Source organism: Trichocoleus sp. Lan (assembly GCF_039961855.1).
In the GTDB taxonomy this organism is placed as follows: Bacteria; Cyanobacteriota; Cyanobacteriia; order Cyanobacteriales; family FACHB-T130; genus FACHB-T130.
Genome location: NZ_JAMPKA010000009.1, coordinates 20,096 through 41,220 on the forward strand (window position 1 = coordinate 20,096; position 21,125 = coordinate 41,220).

Genomic DNA, 21,125 nt, shown 5'->3' on the forward strand with positions numbered 1-21,125 from the left:
TACAAAAGCTTACCCATTTAGATTAAACCGCCGAAAGTCGTGCTAACGCATCTTTCATGGTCGGTGGTAACTGGCGCATAATCTTACCCTTCTCTCGATCCACTACCACTAATGTGACTTTGGCAGTGACGTACAACTCTTGTCCATCGAGAGATTGAATCTGATAATCCCAATTGATGCGGACGCCCTCGGTATCTGCCATGCGCGTCTTTAGCACCGCACTCATTCCCATCCGCAGGGGGCGGTGGTAGCGCACCGAAAGATCCACAACCGGCATATCGCATCCCAAAGCGACTAAATCTGCAAATTCGATGCCTATTGAGCGCAGGCATTCCACCCGCGCCTCTTCCATCCAGGTAATATAGGAGCCATGCCAGACAATCCCTGCATAGTCAGTATGGTGAGGATGCGCCTTGACTGGGTATTCAAACCAGTTCTCTGTCGTAGCTGTTAGAGAGACGCTTTCAATCGCGCCTGTAGGTGGCAGTGATGGCGAGGTTTGTGGTTCTTCTGACACGTTGCCTATCGTCCTCAGTACACCTAGAGGATTGTACCTCTAGACTGAGCGCGATCGCCTCCTGAGATCGTTAGATAACTCTTCTCCCTGATAACCCATCAACAGGGACATAAAGCCTGTACGCGAGTGCTGTTCTCAATGCGATTCTTCCGTAACAAGCGATCGCAAGCGTGGATCTCTTCCAGTAGCATAGAAATTTTCTGCTTGCCAACCGTGATTTCCTCAGAAAGCATCGGGTTTTTGCCGATTCCCTACTGATGAAATGACCAATTTCTAAGCCAGCCATCTGCTAAACCGCTTGTGGAGGAGTTGCTCAATGCATCGTCGCGTCTATCACCTCAGTCTTCTCACGATTACCCTGCTTCTCACCCTTCACCCTTCATCCTTGATCCTCGATCGTTCTGAAAGCGCTTTAGCACAGGCACCAACCTCTACAGACCGGAAAACTGAAGCAGACCGACTTTTCCAACAAGGCATACAGCAGTATCGTCAAGGGCAATACCCAAAGGCACTCGCCACCTATCAACGGGTGCTAGAAATACAGCAACAACTGAATGACAAAGCCGGAATTGGGCAAACCCTGAACAACATCGGCGAGGTTTACTACTGGTTGCGGCAACCTGACAAAGCTTTAGATGTTTTGCAGCAAGCTTTGGCTATTCGCAGAGAATTAAAAGATCGTACAGGGGAAGGAGAAACCCTAGATAATATTGGCTTGAGTTATTTCTGGAATGACCAAAATGACAAAGCTTTAGAAACCTTGCAACAAGCTTTGGCGATTCGTCGGGAAGTACAAGACAAAGCAGGAGAAAGTAAAACCCTCAGTAGTCTTGGCACGCTTTACGCGGGTGGTCTTCAGCAATATCCCAAAGCCTTAGAAAGCTTACAGCAAGCGCTGGCAATCCAACAAGAATTAGGGGATAAATTTATACTGGGAATTACTATGCGCCGAATGGGGACAGTCTATCGAGGCATGAAAGAGTATCCTCGTACTTTGGAGTGGTTGGAGAAATCGTTAGCCCTCAGCCGCGAAGTGCAAAACCGTGTAGGTGAAGGGGAAACTCTCTATCAGCTCGGCTTAACTTACTTTAATCAAGACAAGTATGACCAGGCTTTGCAATTTTATCAGCAAGCATTGCCTCTTATTCAAGCCGTAGGAATTCACCTAGTAGAAGCTGGCATTCTCGAAGGAATGGGAGATTCTTACTTTAATCAAAAACAATATGAGCAAGCGATCGCTTTTTACCAACAATCCCTCCCTGTTGTTAGAGAAGTAAAGAATAAGTCCCAAGAAGTTGGCATTCTTCTATTCATAGGGAAGGCTTACAGCAGTCTCAAGCAATACGAGCAAGCGATCGCCTTTAAGCAACAAGCTCTGGCAATCGCGCAAGCCATTCCCAATAAAGCGCAAGAAGCCAATGTTCTCTCTGGAATAGCCTATATTTACTTTAGTCAAAATCAATATGAGCAAGCGATCGTATTCTATCAACAAGGACTGGCGATTACACGAGAAACCCAAGATAAGCCCCAAGAGTCTAACTTTCTATCTCTAATCGGAAGTTCTTACTATTTGCAAGGTAAAGACGAGCAAGCCATTGAATTCCTTCAAAAATCATTAGCTATTCGCCGAGAAATCAAGGATAAACCCGCTCAACTAGAAACCCTAATCTTGTTAAGTGGAATATATAGCTCAACAGCCATATCATTTGTCAACAGAGGGGTGTATCCTCAAGCAAAAGCAGAGTATTCTCGCGTGATAGAGTTGGCACAGGAAGCTTTAAACCTTGCCAGAGAATTGAAAAAAACAAAATCAGAAGCAAGTGCTTTAATTCATCTGGGAGCAGCTTACAGCTTCTTTCAAGACGAGCGAAAAGCGATTGAAGTGTTACAACAAGCGATGAGCATTGCGCGAGAAACCAAGGATTTAGGTATTGAAGACTCAGCTCTGACTCAGCTTGCTAGCATTTACAATACTCAGGACGACTCTCGCAAATATATTGAAATCAGGTTGCGACAAGTCGAAATTGCACGACAGCAAAATAATAAACGGGGTGAGGCAGATGTTTTACTCACTTTAGCCAGCACCTATAACGTACTTGGAGAAAATCAAAAGGCAGTCGAAACCTACCAGCAAGCATTAGCCGCAGCGCGACAAATCGAAATCGCTAAACTATTGCCAAATTTACAAGATAGTGCTTTAAGCACAGAATCGAGTGCGCTATCTGGCTTAAGTCTGAGTTACAGCAATCTTGGGGAATATGACAAAGCTATTGATTGGGCGCAACAGCTATTAAAGCGTGCACAAACCCTCGGTAAACCTGAATTAGAAGTAGACGCGCTGCTGCGGTTGGCTTTCTTATACAATGTACCTCTCAAAAATGTTCCGAAAGCCATTGAAGTCAGTCAGCAAGCCTTAACCATTGCGCGGAAAATCAAAGAATCCTCCCTTGAAGCAAAGGCACTGGCAAGCTTGAGCAGCGCTTACAACAAACAGGGAAACTATCCCTTAGCGTTGCAGTCGGCTGAGCAATGTTTAGCAATTGCCAAGCAGCTAGAAAACCCCCAACTAGAGCAGAATGCTTTGGATATTCTTGAAGAAATTTACTCCAACCAAGGTAACTATCAAAAAGCGGTGGAGTTTGCTCAAGCTAGGTTGGCAGTAGTGCAAAAGGCAAAACTGAACAACTATGAAATCAGTGCTTTAACGTCCCTAAGCCAGAGTTATGGCTTGTTAGGTGATACTACCAAAGCCGTGGAAACAGCCAAGCAAGCCTTAACTTTAGCACGACAAAGGCAAAATACTTCTCGTGAAGCCCTAGCTTTAAATTCTCTCAGCGACGCCTACAGAGTTCAAGGAGAATACGAACAGGGGATAGCAGTAGGACAAACGTCTTTGGAGATATCGCGCAAAAACAAAGATTTCATTGGAGAAGTAGCGGCGGCGACTATTCTTAGTGGAATGTATGAGGCTTTGGGAGAATATCAAAAAGTAATTGCAGTTGCAGAACCAGGTTTAGCACAGGCAAGGAAAATAAATAATCGCGAACAAGAAGCAGAGTTACTAATCAAGTTAGGAAACTCTTACGGAATTATCGGAAAATACACAGAAGGCAAACAGCTAGGAGAGCAAGGATTAGCAATTGCGCGAGAATTAAAAAATCGTAGGCTAGAATCTTATGCTTTAGCTCGATTGAGTAACCGCTACAAAGATTTAGGTGAATATCAGAAAACATGGGATTCACTTCAGCAAAGTTTAAAAATTGCCCGTGAAACTAATATTCCAGCAGCACAGACCTTACCTCTAACTTCTCTGGGGATTGTTTATGCTGAGCTTGGGGATTACCAAAAAAGTAACGAATTCTATCAACAAGCACTGCCCATACTACGTCAACTCAAGAATCGCTTTGACGAAAGCCTTGTGCTGCTTTTTATCGCCCAAAACTATTTTGCCCAAGGTAATCCACAAAAAACTATTGAATCCGCTCAAGAAGGATTAGCAATTGCTGGAGAAATTAAAGAGCCGCGAATCCAGGCATTTGCTAATATCTTGCTGAGTCTTGGCTACGGGCAATTGGGTAATGACAAACAAGCAATGGAAGCCGCTCAAACTTGGTTAAATTTCACTAGAAAAGTCCAAAATAAAGTTTGGGAAAAACAAGCCCTTACTCTGGTTGGACATATCCATCGCAAATTTAGACGCCAAGAAGAAGCCATTGAGGTATATCAACAAGCACTTGCGATCGCAACCGATAATCAAGCTCCTGGCGCTGATGCTTTCATTTATTCAGGATTAGCGCGTATCTACCAAGATTTAAATCAGTCAAGTGTTGCCATTACTTACTACAAGCAATCGATTAACAAAATTGAGGAAGTCAGACGCAGTATCGAAGGGTTACCACAAGAGTTACAAAACTCTTTCTTAGATGCAACAGTTGATTTCGATAAAGTGAAGGTGTCTGATATCTATCGCCAGCTAGCAGCCTTGTTGCTCTCTCAACAACGGGACAAAGAGGCATTACAAGTACAGCAACTTTTGAGAGAGCAGGAAATTCGCGAAGCTGTCAGCCCTAGAGATGCTGCGGGGGATAAACCTAACATTCCCCTTACTCCGACAGAGAGACAGATTCCTGCTCAAAGCGAGTCTATCATTGCCTTAGCAAACCAAATTAATGAATGCGATCGCACTAACTGTAGCCAGCTTAAAGAACTTACGACTCGCCGTACTTCTCTGATTGTTGAATTTGACCAACAATTGCAGAAGATTGACCAAGAAATTCGTGCTAACCGCGCCAAAGATGACGCTTTCTTTGACCCAAACAAACTGGCAAAAGCTCAAGAGATTGTCGAAGCGCAACCAGGCACAGTGATGATTTATCCCTTGGTGCTAGAAAACGAACTGTGGTTACAACTATATGCCCCAGGGGGTGCGGTCAAAACCGTTAAGGTTAACGTTGGAAGAGATGAATTAGGAAAGGTAGTCAAAGAGTTTCGCGATTTAATGAAGGAGTGCGAGAAGGTTGCTCATTGCGGTTCTGATGAAGCTACTAAAATACAAGCAGTTAGTCTAAAACTTTATAACTGGCTAATCAAAGACTTAGAGGCGGAACTTCAGAATAAGAATAACCAGGTGAAAAACTTGGTCTTTGCTCTTGATAGAGTGACGCGCTATGTTCCGATGAGCGCCCTTTATGACGGGAAACAATACCTAATCGAAAAATACACCATCTACAATGTATTGACAGAAGATACTGACACCCGCGATAAACTACCTGTCGGTACTCAAAATAGCCCGGTTTTGGCAATGGGATTATCTGATGCTGTCCCTGGTTTTGGTTCTCTACCAAATGTGCCTGCTGAAATCGATGCGATTGTGCGTCAAGAAACTAAAAATAATCAGGGAATTTATCCCGGTCAAAAGTTTTTAAACCGTTCTTTTGACTTTGCTACTCTGCAAGACAATTTGAAAAGTTATCGAATTTTACACCTAGCGACTCATGGGGTATTTGTTCCTGATAGCGCAGATAAATCTTACATCCTCTTAGGAACTGGCGAACAACTCACGATTCCTCAGATAAAAACCTTAACCGGGTTAAATAACATTCACTTGGTTGTGCTGTCAGCTTGCCAAACCGCTTTGGCTGGCCCCCGTCAAGACGGCATAGAAATTGCTAGTATGGCTTACCACTTCTTAAACCGGGGAGCGAAGGCGGTGATGGCTTCCCTGTGGCTCGTGGACGATAGCAGCACCAGTCTTTTGATGCAGCAATTTTATAAAAATTTAGCTAACGGCACCTCTGAAAAGGCGATGACTAAAGCGGAAGCGTTGCGCCAAGCTCAACTCAATCTGTTACAAGGCAATGTCTCAACAGCAGCCAATACCAATCCTCGCGGTGGCATTATTGTCGAACAAATACCTGGTTCTAGACCGCCGATAACCCCCAGCAACGGCTCAAAATTTTCTCATCCGTATTATTGGGCACCGTTTATTTTGATAGGAAATGGACTTTAAAAACTATCAAAATTCAGGTACTTGGTAAAGGTAAAAGAGATGGAAAATATTTCTCACCTTCTAACTTACGATTTTGCACCTCTGATGCTGATTAGAAATGGATAATAACACGCCCAACTCAGATAGTTGATGCTTTGGCAATTGGCTATACTAGAGGCGCTTAACGCTTAGGAGAGGCAACAAATGCAATGAAACAAAGAATTCTAGCCGCCGCTGGGCTGTTATCTGTCCTCTGGTTCGCTACGCCAGTGAGAGCGGAAAATCCCGAACACCTTAAACGGTTGCTGGAAACCAATAAATGCTTGAATTGCGATCTTAGTGGTGCCAACTTGATTGGTGCCAGATTGGTTGCAGCCGACTTGAGAGGAGCTAACCTGAGTGGTGCTAACTTAAGCGGCGCTGACTTGTCTGGTGCTAACTTGACCAATGCCAACTTAACCAGTGTGAATTTGAATAATGCCAAATTAATGGGTGTTATTGGACTTTCTAACAATCTTGTCTCTTTGGAGCCAAGAACACAGAATAGGCAGGAAAGTGGAGGATTACGTTTGAGGGGTATCGTTTACAATCCTCCAGAGCAAGAAGTTCCAAATATTCGGGAACCAGGAGCCTCGCGTGGTAGTAGGGCCTGTGCTGTTGATGCAAAGCGTCTAACTGCATTGGTACCAGGCAAGAATCCTGGTAAGAATTTTGGGGTGACGGTTACAGGATATCCAACCTTCTTCTTTTATATTCCTAAAAATGCCCCGCAGGCAGCAGAGTTGATGGTATGGGATGTAGAGGGAAAACAGGTTGTTTACGAGACCACTTTCAAGATTTCTCAAAATCCTGGTGTTGTTAGCGTTAGCCTCCCTGAAAAAGCAAATGCGCGATCGCTGCAAGTTGGAAAAACATACCGTTTTTCCTTAGCACTGCTTTGCGACCCTGAAGACCGGGGGAGTAATATTTCGGTTGAAGGCTGGATTCGACGCAACGAATTAAGCGCCTCTCTTGCCAGTCAATTACAGCAAGCATCTCCCCAAGAGCGTCCAGTTATCTATGCAAAAGCTGGCATCTGGTATGAGACTCTGACGACTCTGGCTGAGCTACGTCGCGATCGCCCTAACGATACTACGCTAGCAGCCGCCTGGGAAGATTTGTTGAAGTCAGTGGGACTGGAGGCGATCGCTACCGCACCCTTACTTCCGCAGCAAACACAGGAAAGCACTCCACCAATCTCTCAACCTGCTGGTGCTTTAAATACACCTAAAGGGCAGGCAGGGGGCGGAACCCAGCTTAGAGGTGGCGCTTACAATCCTGCGGAAATTGCAGTTCCTGGCGGGACGCAAGGAGGAGGATCGCGCTGACGATTGGATAAACCTTTTACTGGTAAGACTGACAGATATCAATTACTTACTACAAAAGAAACGCGATGAAGGATATTAAAGCTAATCCGCTTGTGTAGCAGTATTTTTATGCGTCCCCCTGTTCAGAAACTTAGCTTTACTACAGCCTTACTTTTATCTTTCGGTTGCTTCTTCCCAGTGGCAACGAACTCCTTAGCCTTACCAGAATTTTTGGCGGAACCGGCACAAAAAATGCGGTTTATCGCCTCTCGACAAGAGCAAAAAACTGAGGCAGATCGGCTGTTTCAACTAGGCATTCAGCAATTTCGTAACAGCCAGTTTAAAGAAGCTCTGCAAACCCTAGAAAGAGTTCTGGAAATTCGCAAAAGAATTGGCGATAAACCAGGGGTTGGGGAAGCACTTACTAGCCTGGGGGAAGTTTACAACGGATTGAGTCAATACGCCAAAGCTTTAGAAACCTTACAGCAAGCACTGCCTCTCCGCAAAGAAGCGCGCGACAAGGTGGGCGAAGGACGGACGTTGACAGAAATTGGTGCTACTTACCGCGAGTTAGGACAGTTTCCTAAAGCAATGGAGATTCTACAACAAGCGTTGGGAATTCTAAAAACAACAGACGACAAGGTAGGCGAAGGCAACACTCTCTATAACATTGGCATTGTTTATAGCGGACAGGGACAATATCCGCAAGCACTAGAGTTCCTCCAGCAAGCTTTGGAAACGGCGAAAGCAGCAGATGACAAGCTAGGCGAAGGTAGAACTCTGAACACGATTGGTGGAGTCTATGACAGTCAGGGACAGTATCAAAAGGCGATAGAGTTTCAACAACAAGCTTTAAAAATTCTTAGGGATATTGGCGATCGCTTGGGTGAAGTCCGCACTCTAAATAACTTGGGCATCACTTATCGCAAGCTAGGCAGGTATCCTCAAGCTCTAGAAGTCCATCAACAAGCTTTAGCAATCAGCCGGGATATCGGCAATCCCGCCAACGAAGGGCGTAACCTTTACAACATTGGTGTCGTTTATCGCAGCTTAGGCAACTATCCTCAAGCTCTGGAATATTATCAGCAAGCTTTAGCAATTAGCCAAGAGATCGGTGACAAGACAGGTGAAGGGCGCACCCTCATTGGTATCGGGGCAGTTTATGACAGCCTAGGGCAGTATCCAAAAGCGCTGGAGTCTTACCAGCAAGCGTCGAGAATTCTTAAAACCATCGGTGACAAGGCAGGTGTGGGGGCGACTCTCAATAACATTGGGGGAGTGTACTACAGCATGGGCGAGTATTCCCAAGCACTGGAATTTTATCAGCAGGCATTAGAGATTGCTAGAACCATCGGTGACAAAGCTGGTGAGGGGCGCACGCTCAGCAACATGGGGGGAGTTTACGATAGTTTAGGTCAATATCCTCAAGCACTGGAATTCTATCAACAAGCTTTAGCTAACCGCAGAACTATCGGCAACCGCGCGGGTGAAGGAAATACCCTCAACAGCATTGGAGGAGTATACGAAAATTTAGGACAGTATTCTCAGGCACTCGCATTCTTCAAGCAAGCTTTGGAGATTCGTCGGGAGATTGGCGATAAGGCAGGCGAGGGAACGACTCTCAACAATCTTGGAGAAACCTACCGCAATTTAGGTCAATATCCCGAAGCGTTGAAACTTTATCAGCAGGCGGTGGAGATTCTCAAAGAAATTGGCGACAAGGCGGGTGAGGGAGTCACCCTCAACAATATCGGAGTTGTTTCTAATCAGTTGGGACAGTATCCCCAGGCGCTGGAGTTCTTTCAGCAAGCTTTAGCAATTCGTCAAACCGTCGGCGATAAGGCTGGCGTTGGAGCTACTCTGAATAACATTGGGGGAGTTTACAACCAGTTAGAACAGTATCCCCAAGCGTTAGAGTTTTTTCAGCAAGCATTGGGAATTGCTAGAGAAATTGGCGATAAGACGGGCGAAAGAATTGCGCTTGGCAATATGGGTTTTCTGTTAGAGCAACAGAATCAGCCAGAATTAGCGATCGCTTTCTACAAGCAAGCCGTGAATGTTACCGAAGTAATTCGGCAAGATTTACGAGTGCTGCCACGAGAGCAACAGGAATCATATACTCAAACCATTGCCGACACCTATCGCGCCTTCACTAACTTGTTGCTGTCGCAAGGACGAATTTTAGAAGCTCAACAGGTGTTAGAACTGTTGAAAATTCAGGAATTACCCAACTATACAAAAAATGCGAGAGCTGGGGATAAAACTTCAGGAATTGCCTTGAATTCCATTGAAGAAAAGATTCTCAAGGAAAATGGAACGTTAATCGCTTTTGGGCAACAAGTTGAACAGTGCAAGCAGAATCGGTGCAGCCAATTGAGCCAATTCAACGATCGGCTTCAGGCTTTGACCGAACAATATAATCAGACAATTGAAACTATTCAAAAAGAAATCCGCAGCCGTCGCGCTCAAGATGATGCCTTTTTTGACCCCAATAAACTTAGTAAAGCTAAAGAGATCGTCGAATCTCAACCAGGTACCGTGCTGATTTATCCCTTCGTACTAAAGGACAAAATTTGGTTGCTATGGGCATCGAAAGGAGGCATTGTTAAAAGCCTGGAAGTTCCCGTAACGCAGCGGCAATTAGGCGAATCTGTATTAAAATTCCGTCAGTTAGTAGAAGATTCCCGGTCTGACATTGCCGAAGTCAAGACAACGGGGAAACAACTCTACGACTGGCTAATTAAACCGATTGAACCCGAACTCAAAGCGAATAAAATTCAAAATTTAGTTTTTTCGATGGATCGGGTTACTCGTTACATTCCCATCAGTGCATTGTTTGATGGCGAAAAATATTTAATTGAGAACTACTCCGTTTCTACGGTGCTATCTGCTGACTTAACAGATGTGCGCGATCGCCTTCCTCCTGGCATTCAAAATACCTCCGTTCTAGCGTTAGGACTATCTCATGCAGTTGCTGGCTTTAATCCACTGCCCAATGTCCCAGCAGAATTAGATGCGATCGTGCAAAAGAAACCGAACGACACAACAGGAATTTATCCGGGAAACGAATTTCTCAACAATGCTTTTGATTTTCCTACTTTGCGAGATAATCTGACAGGTCATCAGATTTTGCATATTGCTACCCACGGTCAATTTGTGCCAGGACGCCCAGACGATTCATTTCTGCTATTAGGTACGGGTGAGAAATTAACAATTTCTCAGATTCAAACTTTACAAGATTTGGGCAATGTTCATTTGGTTGTGCTATCAGCTTGCGAAACGGCACTGGGCGGGCCTGACCAAGACGGTGTAGAGATTGCTGGCATCAGCTACTATTTCCTCAATGCTGGAACCAAGGCAGTAATCGCTTCCTTGTGGCTGGTGGACGATCGCAGCACCAGTCATCTGATGCAAAAATTCTACAGCTATTTAGCTCAAAGTACGCAACAGACACCCATAACAAAAGCTACAGCCCTTCGCCAATCTCAACTGGGCTTGCTGCACGGTGATTTCTCAACCCCAGCGCTTAATAATGTTGATAGTCGCGGCAGTATTAATGTTGAAGCAATACCCAATTCTAGAAGCGAAAATACTCTCGGTGCTGGGTCAAAATTTGACCATCCTTACTATTGGGCACCGTTCATTTTGATAGGAAATGGACTTTAAAAAATTTTGAGTTTTGAGTTAAGACAGTAACACCAATCTAGTTAGAAGTAATTATGCCTTACATTAAGCGTCGTCAGTTTTTGCAGTTTGCTGGATCGACTTTGGCAACGCTGGGTTTGAGCCAGCTGGAGATTATGCAGCAAGGAGATCGCTTTAGTCGTGCGATCGCTCAAGGAACGCCTCGCAAACTTGCCTTGCTGGTGGGGATTAATGCCTATCCAACAGCACCGTTGCGAGGATGCGTCACTGATGTCGAGTTGCAGCAGCAATTGCTGATTCACCGATTTGGCTTTAATCCAAAAGACATTCTGCTCCTGACTGATGGGCAAGCTACCCGTAAGGGCATCTTAAATGCCTTTGAAGAACACCTGATTAAACAAGCTAAAGCCGGGGATGTCGTGGTCTTTCACTTCTCAGGGCATGGTTCCCAAGTAACCGATCCCGACTGCGACTTCAAAGACCCGACAGGGAAGTGTCTTAATAGTACCTTTGTGCCCATCGATAGTGCGCTGCCTACCGGATTTCCCAATGAAAGAGGCGTTGTCGAGGACATCATGGGGCACACCTTATTTTTATTGATGGATGCCCTGAAGACAGAGAACGTTACCGCAGTGCTGGATAGCTGTCACTCAGGTGGCGGCAAACGGGGGAATTTAGTCGTGCGATCGCGTGATGGGGGTTCCCAACTTCAACCAGTTCCCGCCGAAATAGAATATCAGGAACAATGGCTCTCTCGCCTGAATCTTTCACCTGCTGAATTTGTGCGCCGCCGTCGCGAGGGTGTCGCCAAAGGTGTCGTCATCGCCTCCGCCAAGCGGGAACAGTATGCCGCAGATGCCCCCTTCAGCGACTTTTATGCCGGTGCTTTTACTTATTTAATGACTCAATATCTGTGGCAACAAACTGGCAGCGAATCTTTTGCCAGCGCCCTCCCCAATATTGGTCGTAACACTACACGGATGTCATCTCGTCAAAACCCTGAATTTGAGGCAAAACCAGGCAGCAATAATCTCAAGCAACCGATGTACTTTATTGGTCAACAAACGCCTCCAGCGGAAGCTGTGATCACTAAAGTAGAAGGCAACCAAGCTCAATTATGGCTGGGCGGACTCAACCCCCAAAGTTTAGCGGCTTTTGAGCAAGATGCCCTTCTCACCGTAGTAGACTCCCAAGGGCGCGAACAAGGAGTCGTGCAGTTAGAATCTCGTCAAGGCTTAATCGGACGCGGCAAATTGTTAAAAACTGCCAAACCCGGATCGCTGTTGCAGGAACGCACTCGCGGGATTCCCAGTGATGTAACTTTAAAAATTGGTCTTGATCCCTCTTTAGGCAACGACACCGCGCAGGCGAAGCAAGCTTTGCAAGCGATCAAGCGCCTTGAAGCTGTACCTTTACAACAGCAAGAGGTGCAATACATCTTTGGAAGGATGAAGAGTGAGGGCAGTTTAGGTTTATTTTCGCCAGCGATGGAGCCGATTCCTGACTCCTTTGGCAGTGCTGGTGAAACCGTAGCCGATGCTGTCAGTCGCCTGCAAGCCAAACTGAAATCTTTACTAGCAGCCAGGATTGTCAAACTCACTCTGAATACCAATTCATCGCGCCTAAACGTCAATGCTTCGATGAATCGAGCCGGTCAAAATGAAATTTTGGCTAGCGCTTTCACCGTTCGCGGTAGCGATCGCAGTATCGGTCAAAAAACTTCTTCCAATAATTCTTCAGGAAATCTTCCCTCAGATGCCCGCAAGTTACCAATCGGAACGTCGGTGCAGTTCCAGATTACAAATAACGAGCCGCGCGACCTCTATTTCAGCGTCCTAGTCATTGACCCAACGGGAGAAATATCGGCAATCTTCCCGAATCAGTGGACGGCGACCGATGATGTTACGCAGGTGAAGGCTGGGCAAACACTACAAATTCCTGGGACTGACGATCAATTTAACCTTGTCACCCAAGAACCCACAGGAGTCGCAGAAGTCTTGATTGTTGCCAGTAGCACGCCCCTGCGGAAAGCCCTGCAAGCGTTGCGGAACCTAGCACCACGGGATACAAGAGGCCCCGTAGCTCTTTCGGAGCCAACTCAAGTGGTCGGCGATTTGCTGGATGACCTCGCGGAAGGCACGCGCGGCACTGGAAACTCTCCCCAAGGCGTGAGTAACGTAGATACAACTCAGATGGCGGCGATGTCGATTACCTTTGAAGTTATTTGACCGTTCCGGCGAGAACATAAAGCAGTATCTTGAGAACCGATCCACTTGGGGGTGGAGTTTGAGTGTTTCACGCCTGAAGATACTGCTAAAGACGGAAATCTGCTGTTTAAACTAGCCCCATAGCAGAGACCGTGATACCTTTAAAAATAATGTTAATATCTTGCAATAATTAGGAGCGATCGCAAACGTCTCGCCTCGATACTGCTGTAAACCACTCGATATCCATAAAGGTCGAGTGCAAAGATTACAGTAATTTAGGATACAATTCTCTAATGAGAATCGCCCATGAGTATCGATTGCGCCCAAGTCAGCAGCAGTTAGTTACAATGGAGGAATGGATAGAAGCGCTCAGATGGCAGTACAATTATCGGTTGGCTGAACGCTTTAACTGGTGGAAACAAAAAGGTTGTAATACTAACTGCTATTGCCAAAGCAGTTGTTCAATCGCATCAATTAGAGATAAGCTAGATTCTTGCAGCCAAAAGCGCAATTTTAAAAAAATAAACTCTTTATTTCCAGCCGATAAAAGACTTTTTTTTCAACTATTACGAAACTGCGTTGAGCAGGTGGCAATCCCTCGATACAATAGGAAAGCCCAGAAGCGGATTGAGCGGTTACAGCGTCAGTTGTCTCGCCAGAAACAGGGCAGTAAGCATCGAGTTAAAGCTGTCCAGCAGATTGAATTGTCACCGTTAAATGTTGCAAACCAGCGTCAAAATTTTTACCAACAAGTTGCCAACTGGCTATTGAAGCAATTAATGGTGGTTGCCGATCGAGACTTGATCAACAAAAAACTCGCCGGGAGCAAATTGGCAAAGTTTGTTACGGGTGCTGGATGGGAAAAATTCGTGTCTATCTTGGCGCTCATCGGTGCCGGGAAGAAGCGCTATTCGGCGTTTAAGGGGTTGATTGCAGGAAGGCGTTTCTATGGGCTAGTACATCCATCTGGCACGATTCAAGAAGATTCTAGCTGTGAGGCGGAATTTTTCAAGACGCAGGCTGATAGATGGTTTTTCTATTCTGATGACGGATTGGCTCTTAATCGAGATGAAAACGTTTTCAGGAAAATGAAGAAAAAGGCGGCGGTCATCCCATCAGGCTGTGGAGTTGGGGTAGACCAAAAGGCTCTCGCTGAAACGAGAAATCTCCAAATAAGCCGTAAGGTTGATTGGGAGAAGCTGTCACCGAAGATCGGGTTTAGTGCGAGCAGCCCAATCGAGTATACGCTTTGTGCGCGATCGCAATTTTTGTCTAAAGATATTGAGTCTGGAGGTATTTTTCCATGTCTATTCGTTTGTATGTAGGCAATCTGCCCAAAGAAGAAGTAGACCGTCAGGAGTTACAAGCCCTTTTTGGGGACATGAGCGATTCTGTTTCCACCAAGGTGATTAAAGACCGGAAAACCGGCAAATGTCGGGGTTTTGCTTTTGTAACCGTGAAGACGGATGAACTGGCTGATGAAATTATTGAAAAGTTCAACGGTCAGATGTTCCAAGAAAGCCCGCTGAAAATAGAAAAGGCATTGCCACGAGCTAAGGGTGAAGGGGAAGAAGAACCTCGTCCAGCAGCTCCAGCTCCGATTAAGGACCCCAACAAAGCTGCTAGCGGCGGCGGTGGCGCTCCCGCTCCCGCTCCCACTGGCGGCGGTGGTGGTCGTCGCGGTGGCAGTAACAAGAAGTCACGGCGCTCTGAAGGGGCAACATCTAATAATGAATCAGATACCTTTCAACCCGACCCCCGTTGGGCTGGCGAATTGGCGAAGCTGAAGGAACTGTTGGCTGCTCAAAGCAATTAGTCATTAGTCATTAGTCAAAGGCTAATGACTAATGACTAAGCAACTAAAAGCTAATTACTCAGAGGGAGTTGCAACCAGTCTTGCAGGTAGCTGCGTAGCTGCTTAGCAAATTCTGGTCGTTGGTTAAATCGTTCGGTGCGAACGGGCTTGCGATCTTCATCGAGAGTCCAGCCATAATCACTGCTTAGACGCAATTTGCCTTGCCAGTCTGCTACTGAGACAATCAGCTGACTTGCAGGGCTGTTGTCTAGCTCTAAAACCCGAAATACATAATTAAACGTATTCTGGGTGGCTGCGGCAACGGTCGAAGGCTGACCGTATTTGAGGTTGAGGCGCGATCGCACTTGTTCTATTAAACCCGGTTGCTCCACTTCCTCCAAAGTTTTGACGGCTAAGGTTAGTGCGAAATAAAATTCTTCGACTGGAATAAATTCAAGCTGCATAGATAAGAGTCAGTTGTACCAGGAAAGCATCTTACAGCATCTGGTTACAGCATCTAGTTTTAACAGGTGCAGGGATCTGTGTAAGACAAAATCCTGAGCGACGACTTCACAAAATCGAGCCGTTGCTGCTGCAAAGTTACCTGGGGCATTGCTAAGCCAAATCCCTGCCCGTAATCTGCCCCTAAATCGCGGCAAAATTCAACATCTTCCCTGTCTTCAAGTCCCTCAGCGACAACTCGAATTCCCAAGTTATGAGCAGAATTCACTAAACTTTTGAGCATCACCTGCTTGAGAGAATGCTGGCTGCAACCATGTACCAATCGCCGATCTATCTTGATCAAATCGGGGCAAAACTCCATGAAGTAGTTGTCAGGCGAAACACAGGCGCACAAATCATCTACAGCAACTCCAAACCCCCGTTCTCGCAGGCGATTAATGGTTTTCAAGAGTTTTGGACAGCTGACCAACGCTTCTACTTCGGTTAATTCAAATACAATTTGTTCGGGTTGTAATCCCAGGTCGAGAATTAACTTGATGTTCTGCTCTAAGGATGCAGGATCTTTGCTGATTACATTGGGTAAGATATTAATAAAAAATGTTTGATGGCTCTTGGTGTTAGCAATTGATTGTAAACAAATTGTCCGAGCCAGTTCATCAAACTCGTAAGCCAAGTTTGTCGAAAGGGCTGCTTCAATTAATTGATAACCGCTGAAGTGTGCTTCGTGTTCGTCTTTGGCGCGTGCCAAACATTCATAAGCAATTATTTCGCCGGTTGATAAATTGAAAATAGGCTGATAGTGAAAAAATATTTGCTGCTTCGCTAAAATCTGAAAAAACCAAGCATATTTAACCGCCTGGGTAATCGTACTAATCGGTTGCGCTTTTAAAAAATCTCCTAGTAAATTTTGATAATCGCGTGACGATGTCTCTATAGAAGAATCCTTTTGCTCGGTTCGCGTCAGAAAAAAGCGTGAGGAAGCTTGACTGGTTTCTGAAAGGACTTGGCTGATCTTGACGAAAATACTAACCAGTTCACGATTATTTACAGTTTGATAGAGAAGCTGAGGCATGGCAGGAAGCTCCTGAAACCCAATGCTGGAAAGACAGCAGCTAGTTTCCTTGTCATCAGGTTGGATAACCAGATTAAGCGGATGAATCTGTGACATTACAGCAGAGACTACCAATATTTTTTTCTAAGGAATAAAGATATATCAAACCAGGAAATACCCTGTATCCATTGAAACTGTCTTCTGCCTGAGGGCGTAAGAGGTATTCCCAACGGTACTATAGGTTAGTTTTCAAAAAATGGGAAGCTCGTAGTAAACATTATGTGCTTATAGGCTGCGCTCAAATTGCCATGAGCCGTTTTAGGCAAAACTTTGCCATCCTCTGCGAACCCACAGGAGATGTTCCTACAAAATCATATAGGCACTCAAAAGTTTCATTTAGTACAGGGAGGTTTCTTGTAAATCGGCACACTAGGAGAGAGAACCGCCATAAGTTCGCTTCATGCTGCGCGTGAAGCGAAGCTATCACGACAGGGAATCGCTAACGTGTCGCTCTTTCCCAGATGCTTCGCTCATGCTAACAGACTCAAGCTTAGAGCTATACAAACTAAGCCTGCTTCAGTGAATCTTTATATATAGGGATTCTTGTTTGGATGCAGTAAAGTTTGATCCTGCTGCCTTTCACCGAAAAGCGGAAACAGGCATGGGGTAAGGTTCCGAGTGGATTGCACTCTTAATGAGAACTGCTATATCGTCTGCCTGCGCGGACTTTGTTTGAAGGACAGGCAAAGGTTGCTTTGATACGCTTACAGTCGTCGGGTATGCTTTGTAACTCAAGAAGTCTGTTGTGGACAGACGAATGCCACCTTCGTCCCTGCTGCTGGAAATGCTAGCTTAATGGATCGCTTCCATGAAGGGAATAGTGCTGGCGCGGCATTAGGTGAGTGACAGGAGAAGAGAGGATGCGATCGCATCCTTATCTGAATTATGCAGTTAACATTACAAAAACCAAAAAAGTGATCAGGATTGCATTGTAGATTGCATGATCGGCTGTACTTGCCTGAACTCCTGCTTCCTGAGCTATTTCTTCATTATTATTTTTTTTGAAAGACTGGTCATGTACAAATTTATAGCGGCAAGCAAATAAGAAACCTGGAATAATCAGCAGAAAACCTGCATAAATAGGAATTCCTACGGTGATATGGACTAAACCAAAAGCTGTAGAATTCCCGATTATCTGCTTCCAGGTGTTAGCACCTTGACGAAAAATCTTTTCCTCCAATCCAGCCCAAAAGGGAACCATTAAAATTAAACAGAGCCAAAAAACAACCATCAAAACTTTTGTGTAATCAAAAGGGGGTTTTTGATTTGTACTGTTTGTCGGTACTGCTTTATAGGTCTTATTTGCAGCCTTTTCATTAGGTATCGGGCGAGGTTGAGTTGCAACATTTGCATTGGGTGATTGCTTGGGTTGAATTACAACTTTTTCATCGGTTCCAACTTTTTCATCGGGTGATTGCTTGGGTTGAATTACAACTTTTTCATCGGGTGGTAAGCTTTCACTGGGGCTGGAAAGTTGAGAAGTAATATTATCTGGTGGTGGAGGTTGAATGCTTTTAATCGTATCAAACGGTTGAAATATAATATTTCCAGAATTCCCGAAAACCGCACTAGCCCATCCCCATTGCATAAATTGGGGGACGTATGGGTTTACTACTGCAAATGTCGTTAAGGTAACAAAAAGAATAAAAGCTGCCCGGACATAACTTAAAATCCCACTTTTAAAATAAATTGCTAATACCCAACTTAATTGGGACTTATTTTTCCAAAGATCTCCTAAGATAAACCAAATAATTGCAACCGAAAATAACGTAGAAAATATTTGCTTAAAATTTGTTGCCCAAGGTGATTGAGCAGAACTGATGACAAAAATAAATGTTGCAATAAATAAAAACTGATACTTAAACGCATTGACAATAATTTTTAGATCGTTAAATAGGTGATTCCTTTTTTCAGAATTTAATAAATGCGGAAAAATCTTACCTGTTATGAGCAAGCAGATGAGTTTATAGAATGCAGCCGCCGCATATTCCGGCTTAAGTTGTAAGGCTTTTTCAAAGCTGGCGATCGCTTCCTGATAGCAATGTAACTTTGCCAGGATAAAGCCTCGACCGTACCAGGCTTGAGGAAACCAAAATTCTTGACAATCTGGTTGAATTGTAGTGGCTTTTTCAAAGCTAGCCAGTGCTTCTTCATCCCGCCCTAAATTTACCAGTAACGAACCCCGATTGTACCAAGCTCGCTGATAGGCTGGATTGATTTCCAAAGATTTATCAAAATTGCAAAGTGCTTCTTGGCGGCGTTTTGGTAACGGTAGCACAGCCCCACGGGTACACCAAGCTTCATAGCCGTTTGCATTAATCTCCAAAGCTTTATCGCAGCTAGCGATCGCTTCTTTGCGGCGATTTAACTTACTCAGCACCCAGCCTCGCTTGTACCAGGCTTGATAAGATTCTGGTTGAATTTGCAAAGCCTGTTCGCAACTTGCTAGTGCTTCTTTCCCACGATTTAACATGATCAGTGCATGGGCGCGATCGCTCCAAGCTTCGGAATAATCTGGATTTAACTTTATCGCTTTGTCGTAGCAACTAACAGCTTCGTTGTAGCGGCTTAAATAAAATAAGGAAAGTCCATAGTTGTATAAAATTTTATCAGAATCCGGTTGAAGACCTAAAGCCTCTTGATAATGAGCAACAGCCTCTTTATACTTTCCTATTTCGGCTAATTTTAATCCTTCTTCAAACAGCAATAAGGCTTTGCGTGTAGTGCTTGTTTGCTCACCCTGATTTTTTTGATGGTGTGCTTCTGGAGTCAGATTTGAGTCGTGTTGATAATCTTCCTGAGAAAAATTTTCACCCTGAGTCATAGGAAGGGAACTCCAGATAGTAGACTGACTGTTGCAGCTGAGTTGGTTTAGGTTTACGCGATCGCATACTTTTCGGAGCGGAGCAAACCCCTCACACCCCCTTCCCGCGGAGAGAAGGGGGGTTGGACTCTCCTCATCGCTAAAAACACTCGTCTTTTAGAAGTGGTTTAGGCAGAGGTAGAGAGGCAATGGAGAGAAGTGAACCGAGTAGTATTGCTAAGCGATCCTAGCCTACAGAGCTAAGTTGTCAATATCGCCAGGAGTTTTAAGAATGAGTGCAGAACAAGATCCCGTTAAGGTGATGAAGCAGGAAGTTGGGAAAGCCGCCGCCGCCCGCGTCCAGTCGGGGATGATAGTGGGACTGGGCACCGGATCGACGACTGCTTATGCAATTGAATCTTTGGGCGATCGCTTGAAGTCTGGCGACCTCAAAGACATCAAAGGTATCCCCACCTCATTTCAAGCATCCGTGCTGGCTAAACAGTACGGAATTCCCTTAACCACCCTGGATGAAGCCGATCGGATTGATATTGCCATTGATGGAGCCGATGAAGTCGATCCGCAGCACAATTTGATTAAGGGGGGCGGTGCTGCCCACACCCAGGAAAAGATAGTAGATTGTTTGGCAGAGCAGTTTATCGTCGTGGTCGATAGTTCCAAGCTGGTTGACAAGCTGGGTTCCACCTTCCGCGTGCCAGTCGAGGTAATTCCGATGGCGATAACACCCGTGATGCGGGCGATCGAAAAGCTAGGCGGGAAGCCAGAACTGCGGATGGGCGTCAAAAAAGCGGGTCCCGTTGTCACGGATCAAGGCAATCTGGTCATTGATGTAAAGTTTGACACCCTCGATAATCCTGGAGAACTGGAAAAGACGCTTAATAATATTCCTGGCGTTTTGGAAAATGGTTTATTTGTGGGCGTCACAGATTTAGTTTTAGTGGGCGAAGTGGTAGATGGGAAGCCCATTGTGCGAGAAGCTTAATCTTCTTTTGCGAGCCTCCGAGCAAAATTACTAATCTGCTCTCTACCTGGATTTTGTCTCTTTTCCCGTGCGAGACAAAATCCGACCCTATCCTGAGTTTCAGGCGTTTTTGGGTTTACGTTCAACTGTAGCGATCGCACCAGCTTAAACTCAGATTTTTAACGATTTCTCAGCACGGCTACCTGATAGTTGCGCTTGAGAATTTCCTGTCCTCCCCAACTGATATTGCAATTGCTAGCGACAATTTTTCCGGGATGAACGCCTTTATTGTGAGAAGCCCGACAGATAAATAGATCTCGATCTGCTTCTATCCCACCCGCGATCGCACCTGCTGGCACCCGTCCGTTCGATGCTGCTATCCAAACAATCCGAACGTTTCGGGGCGCGGTTAAAACTTCATAGAAAGGGGCGAGAATTTCCTCTCCGCCCCAACCAAAATTACAATTGTTGGCAACAACTTTTCCCGGATGCACGCCACCGTTATATTCGGCGCGACAGATGTACAAACGACGCCCCGATTCAGATCCACCAACCACAGCATTGGGGGGGATGTCTCCATTCGATGCACCTACCCAATTTAAAGCTTCAGAACCAGAGTTATTCTGAGCCAGAATCGCAGAACTCGATGCCAGAAGCAAGGTAGCTGGTAAAAAAGATAGCAAGGTAGCACGAACAACGTTTGCAAGCATCGTCAATTACCCTAAAAATAGTTGTGCTTAACTACAAGCACAATTCAGCAGTTTTCTTA

13 protein-coding genes are annotated in these 21,125 nt (G+C 45.3%); 7 read left to right on the forward strand and 6 right to left on the reverse strand.

Annotation, left to right across the window (positions count from 1 at the left end; genetic code table 11):
• Window positions 1-22: 22 nt before the first annotated feature.
• Window positions 23-517 carry a thioesterase family protein gene (locus NDA03_RS09885; RefSeq protein WP_190667907.1) on the reverse strand — a complete coding sequence of 165 codons (495 nt, stop codon included), beginning with the start codon at window positions 515-517 and terminating at the stop codon, window positions 23-25.
• A 98-nt stretch (window positions 518-615) separates the two neighbouring features.
• The gene (locus NDA03_RS09890; RefSeq protein WP_277879693.1) at window positions 616-750 is read right to left on the reverse strand and encodes a hypothetical protein; all 135 of its coding nucleotides are present in this window, start codon (window positions 748-750) and stop codon (window positions 616-618) included.
• 83 nt (window positions 751-833) lie between these two features.
• Between NDA03_RS09890 and NDA03_RS09895 the strand changes: the two genes are divergently transcribed.
• From NDA03_RS09895 to NDA03_RS09920, 6 genes are all read left to right on the forward strand, one after another.
• The gene (locus NDA03_RS09895; protein WP_348237938.1) at window positions 834-6,026 is read left to right on the forward strand and encodes a tetratricopeptide repeat protein; all 5,193 of its coding nucleotides are present in this window, start codon (window positions 834-836) and stop codon (window positions 6,024-6,026) included.
• A gap of 188 nt (window positions 6,027-6,214) precedes the next feature.
• Window positions 6,215-7,372 carry a DUF928 domain-containing protein gene (locus NDA03_RS09900; RefSeq protein WP_348237939.1) on the forward strand — a complete coding sequence of 386 codons (1,158 nt, stop codon included), beginning with the start codon at window positions 6,215-6,217 and terminating at the stop codon, window positions 7,370-7,372.
• Between the two features lie 108 nt (window positions 7,373-7,480).
• Window positions 7,481-11,017: a tetratricopeptide repeat protein gene (locus NDA03_RS09905; protein ID WP_348237940.1), complete on the forward strand. Its 3,537-nt coding sequence runs from the start codon at window positions 7,481-7,483 to the stop codon at window positions 11,015-11,017.
• A gap of 53 nt (window positions 11,018-11,070) precedes the next feature.
• A complete protein-coding gene (locus NDA03_RS09910; RefSeq protein ID WP_348237941.1) occupies window positions 11,071-13,224 on the forward strand; it encodes a caspase family protein in 2,154 nt (717 codons plus the stop codon).
• A gap of 566 nt (window positions 13,225-13,790) precedes the next feature.
• Window positions 13,791-14,528, forward strand: coding sequence for a hypothetical protein (locus NDA03_RS09915; protein WP_348237942.1), 738 nt, complete (start codon window positions 13,791-13,793; stop codon window positions 14,526-14,528).
• On the forward strand, window positions 14,507-15,019 hold the full coding sequence (locus tag NDA03_RS09920) for an RNA-binding protein (RefSeq protein WP_190415098.1): 513 nt from the start codon (window positions 14,507-14,509) through the stop codon (window positions 15,017-15,019). Before NDA03_RS09915 ends, NDA03_RS09920 begins: the two co-directional genes overlap by 22 nt.
• A gap of 50 nt (window positions 15,020-15,069) precedes the next feature.
• Here the strand turns inward: NDA03_RS09920 and NDA03_RS09925 are convergent, their stop codons facing one another.
• From NDA03_RS09925 to NDA03_RS09935, 3 genes are all read right to left on the reverse strand, one after another.
• Window positions 15,070-15,462, reverse strand: coding sequence for a hypothetical protein (locus NDA03_RS09925; protein ID WP_348237943.1), 393 nt, complete (start codon window positions 15,460-15,462; stop codon window positions 15,070-15,072).
• A gap of 59 nt (window positions 15,463-15,521) precedes the next feature.
• Window positions 15,522-16,628, reverse strand: coding sequence for an EAL domain-containing protein (locus NDA03_RS09930; protein WP_348237944.1), 1,107 nt, complete (start codon window positions 16,626-16,628; stop codon window positions 15,522-15,524).
• Between the two features lie 826 nt (window positions 16,629-17,454).
• Window positions 17,455-19,395, reverse strand: a complete 1,941-nt coding sequence (locus tag NDA03_RS09935; RefSeq protein WP_348237945.1) for a tetratricopeptide repeat protein — start codon at window positions 19,393-19,395, stop codon at window positions 17,455-17,457.
• 271 nt (window positions 19,396-19,666) lie between these two features.
• Between NDA03_RS09935 and rpiA the strand changes: the two genes are divergently transcribed.
• The gene (gene rpiA, locus NDA03_RS09940) at window positions 19,667-20,377 is read left to right on the forward strand and encodes a ribose-5-phosphate isomerase RpiA (protein WP_190415094.1); all 711 of its coding nucleotides are present in this window, start codon (window positions 19,667-19,669) and stop codon (window positions 20,375-20,377) included.
• A gap of 158 nt (window positions 20,378-20,535) precedes the next feature.
• Here the strand turns inward: rpiA and NDA03_RS09945 are convergent, their stop codons facing one another.
• Window positions 20,536-21,066 carry a DUF3421 domain-containing protein gene (locus NDA03_RS09945; protein ID WP_348237946.1) on the reverse strand — a complete coding sequence of 177 codons (531 nt, stop codon included), beginning with the start codon at window positions 21,064-21,066 and terminating at the stop codon, window positions 20,536-20,538.
• Window positions 21,067-21,125: the final 59 nt, after the last annotated feature.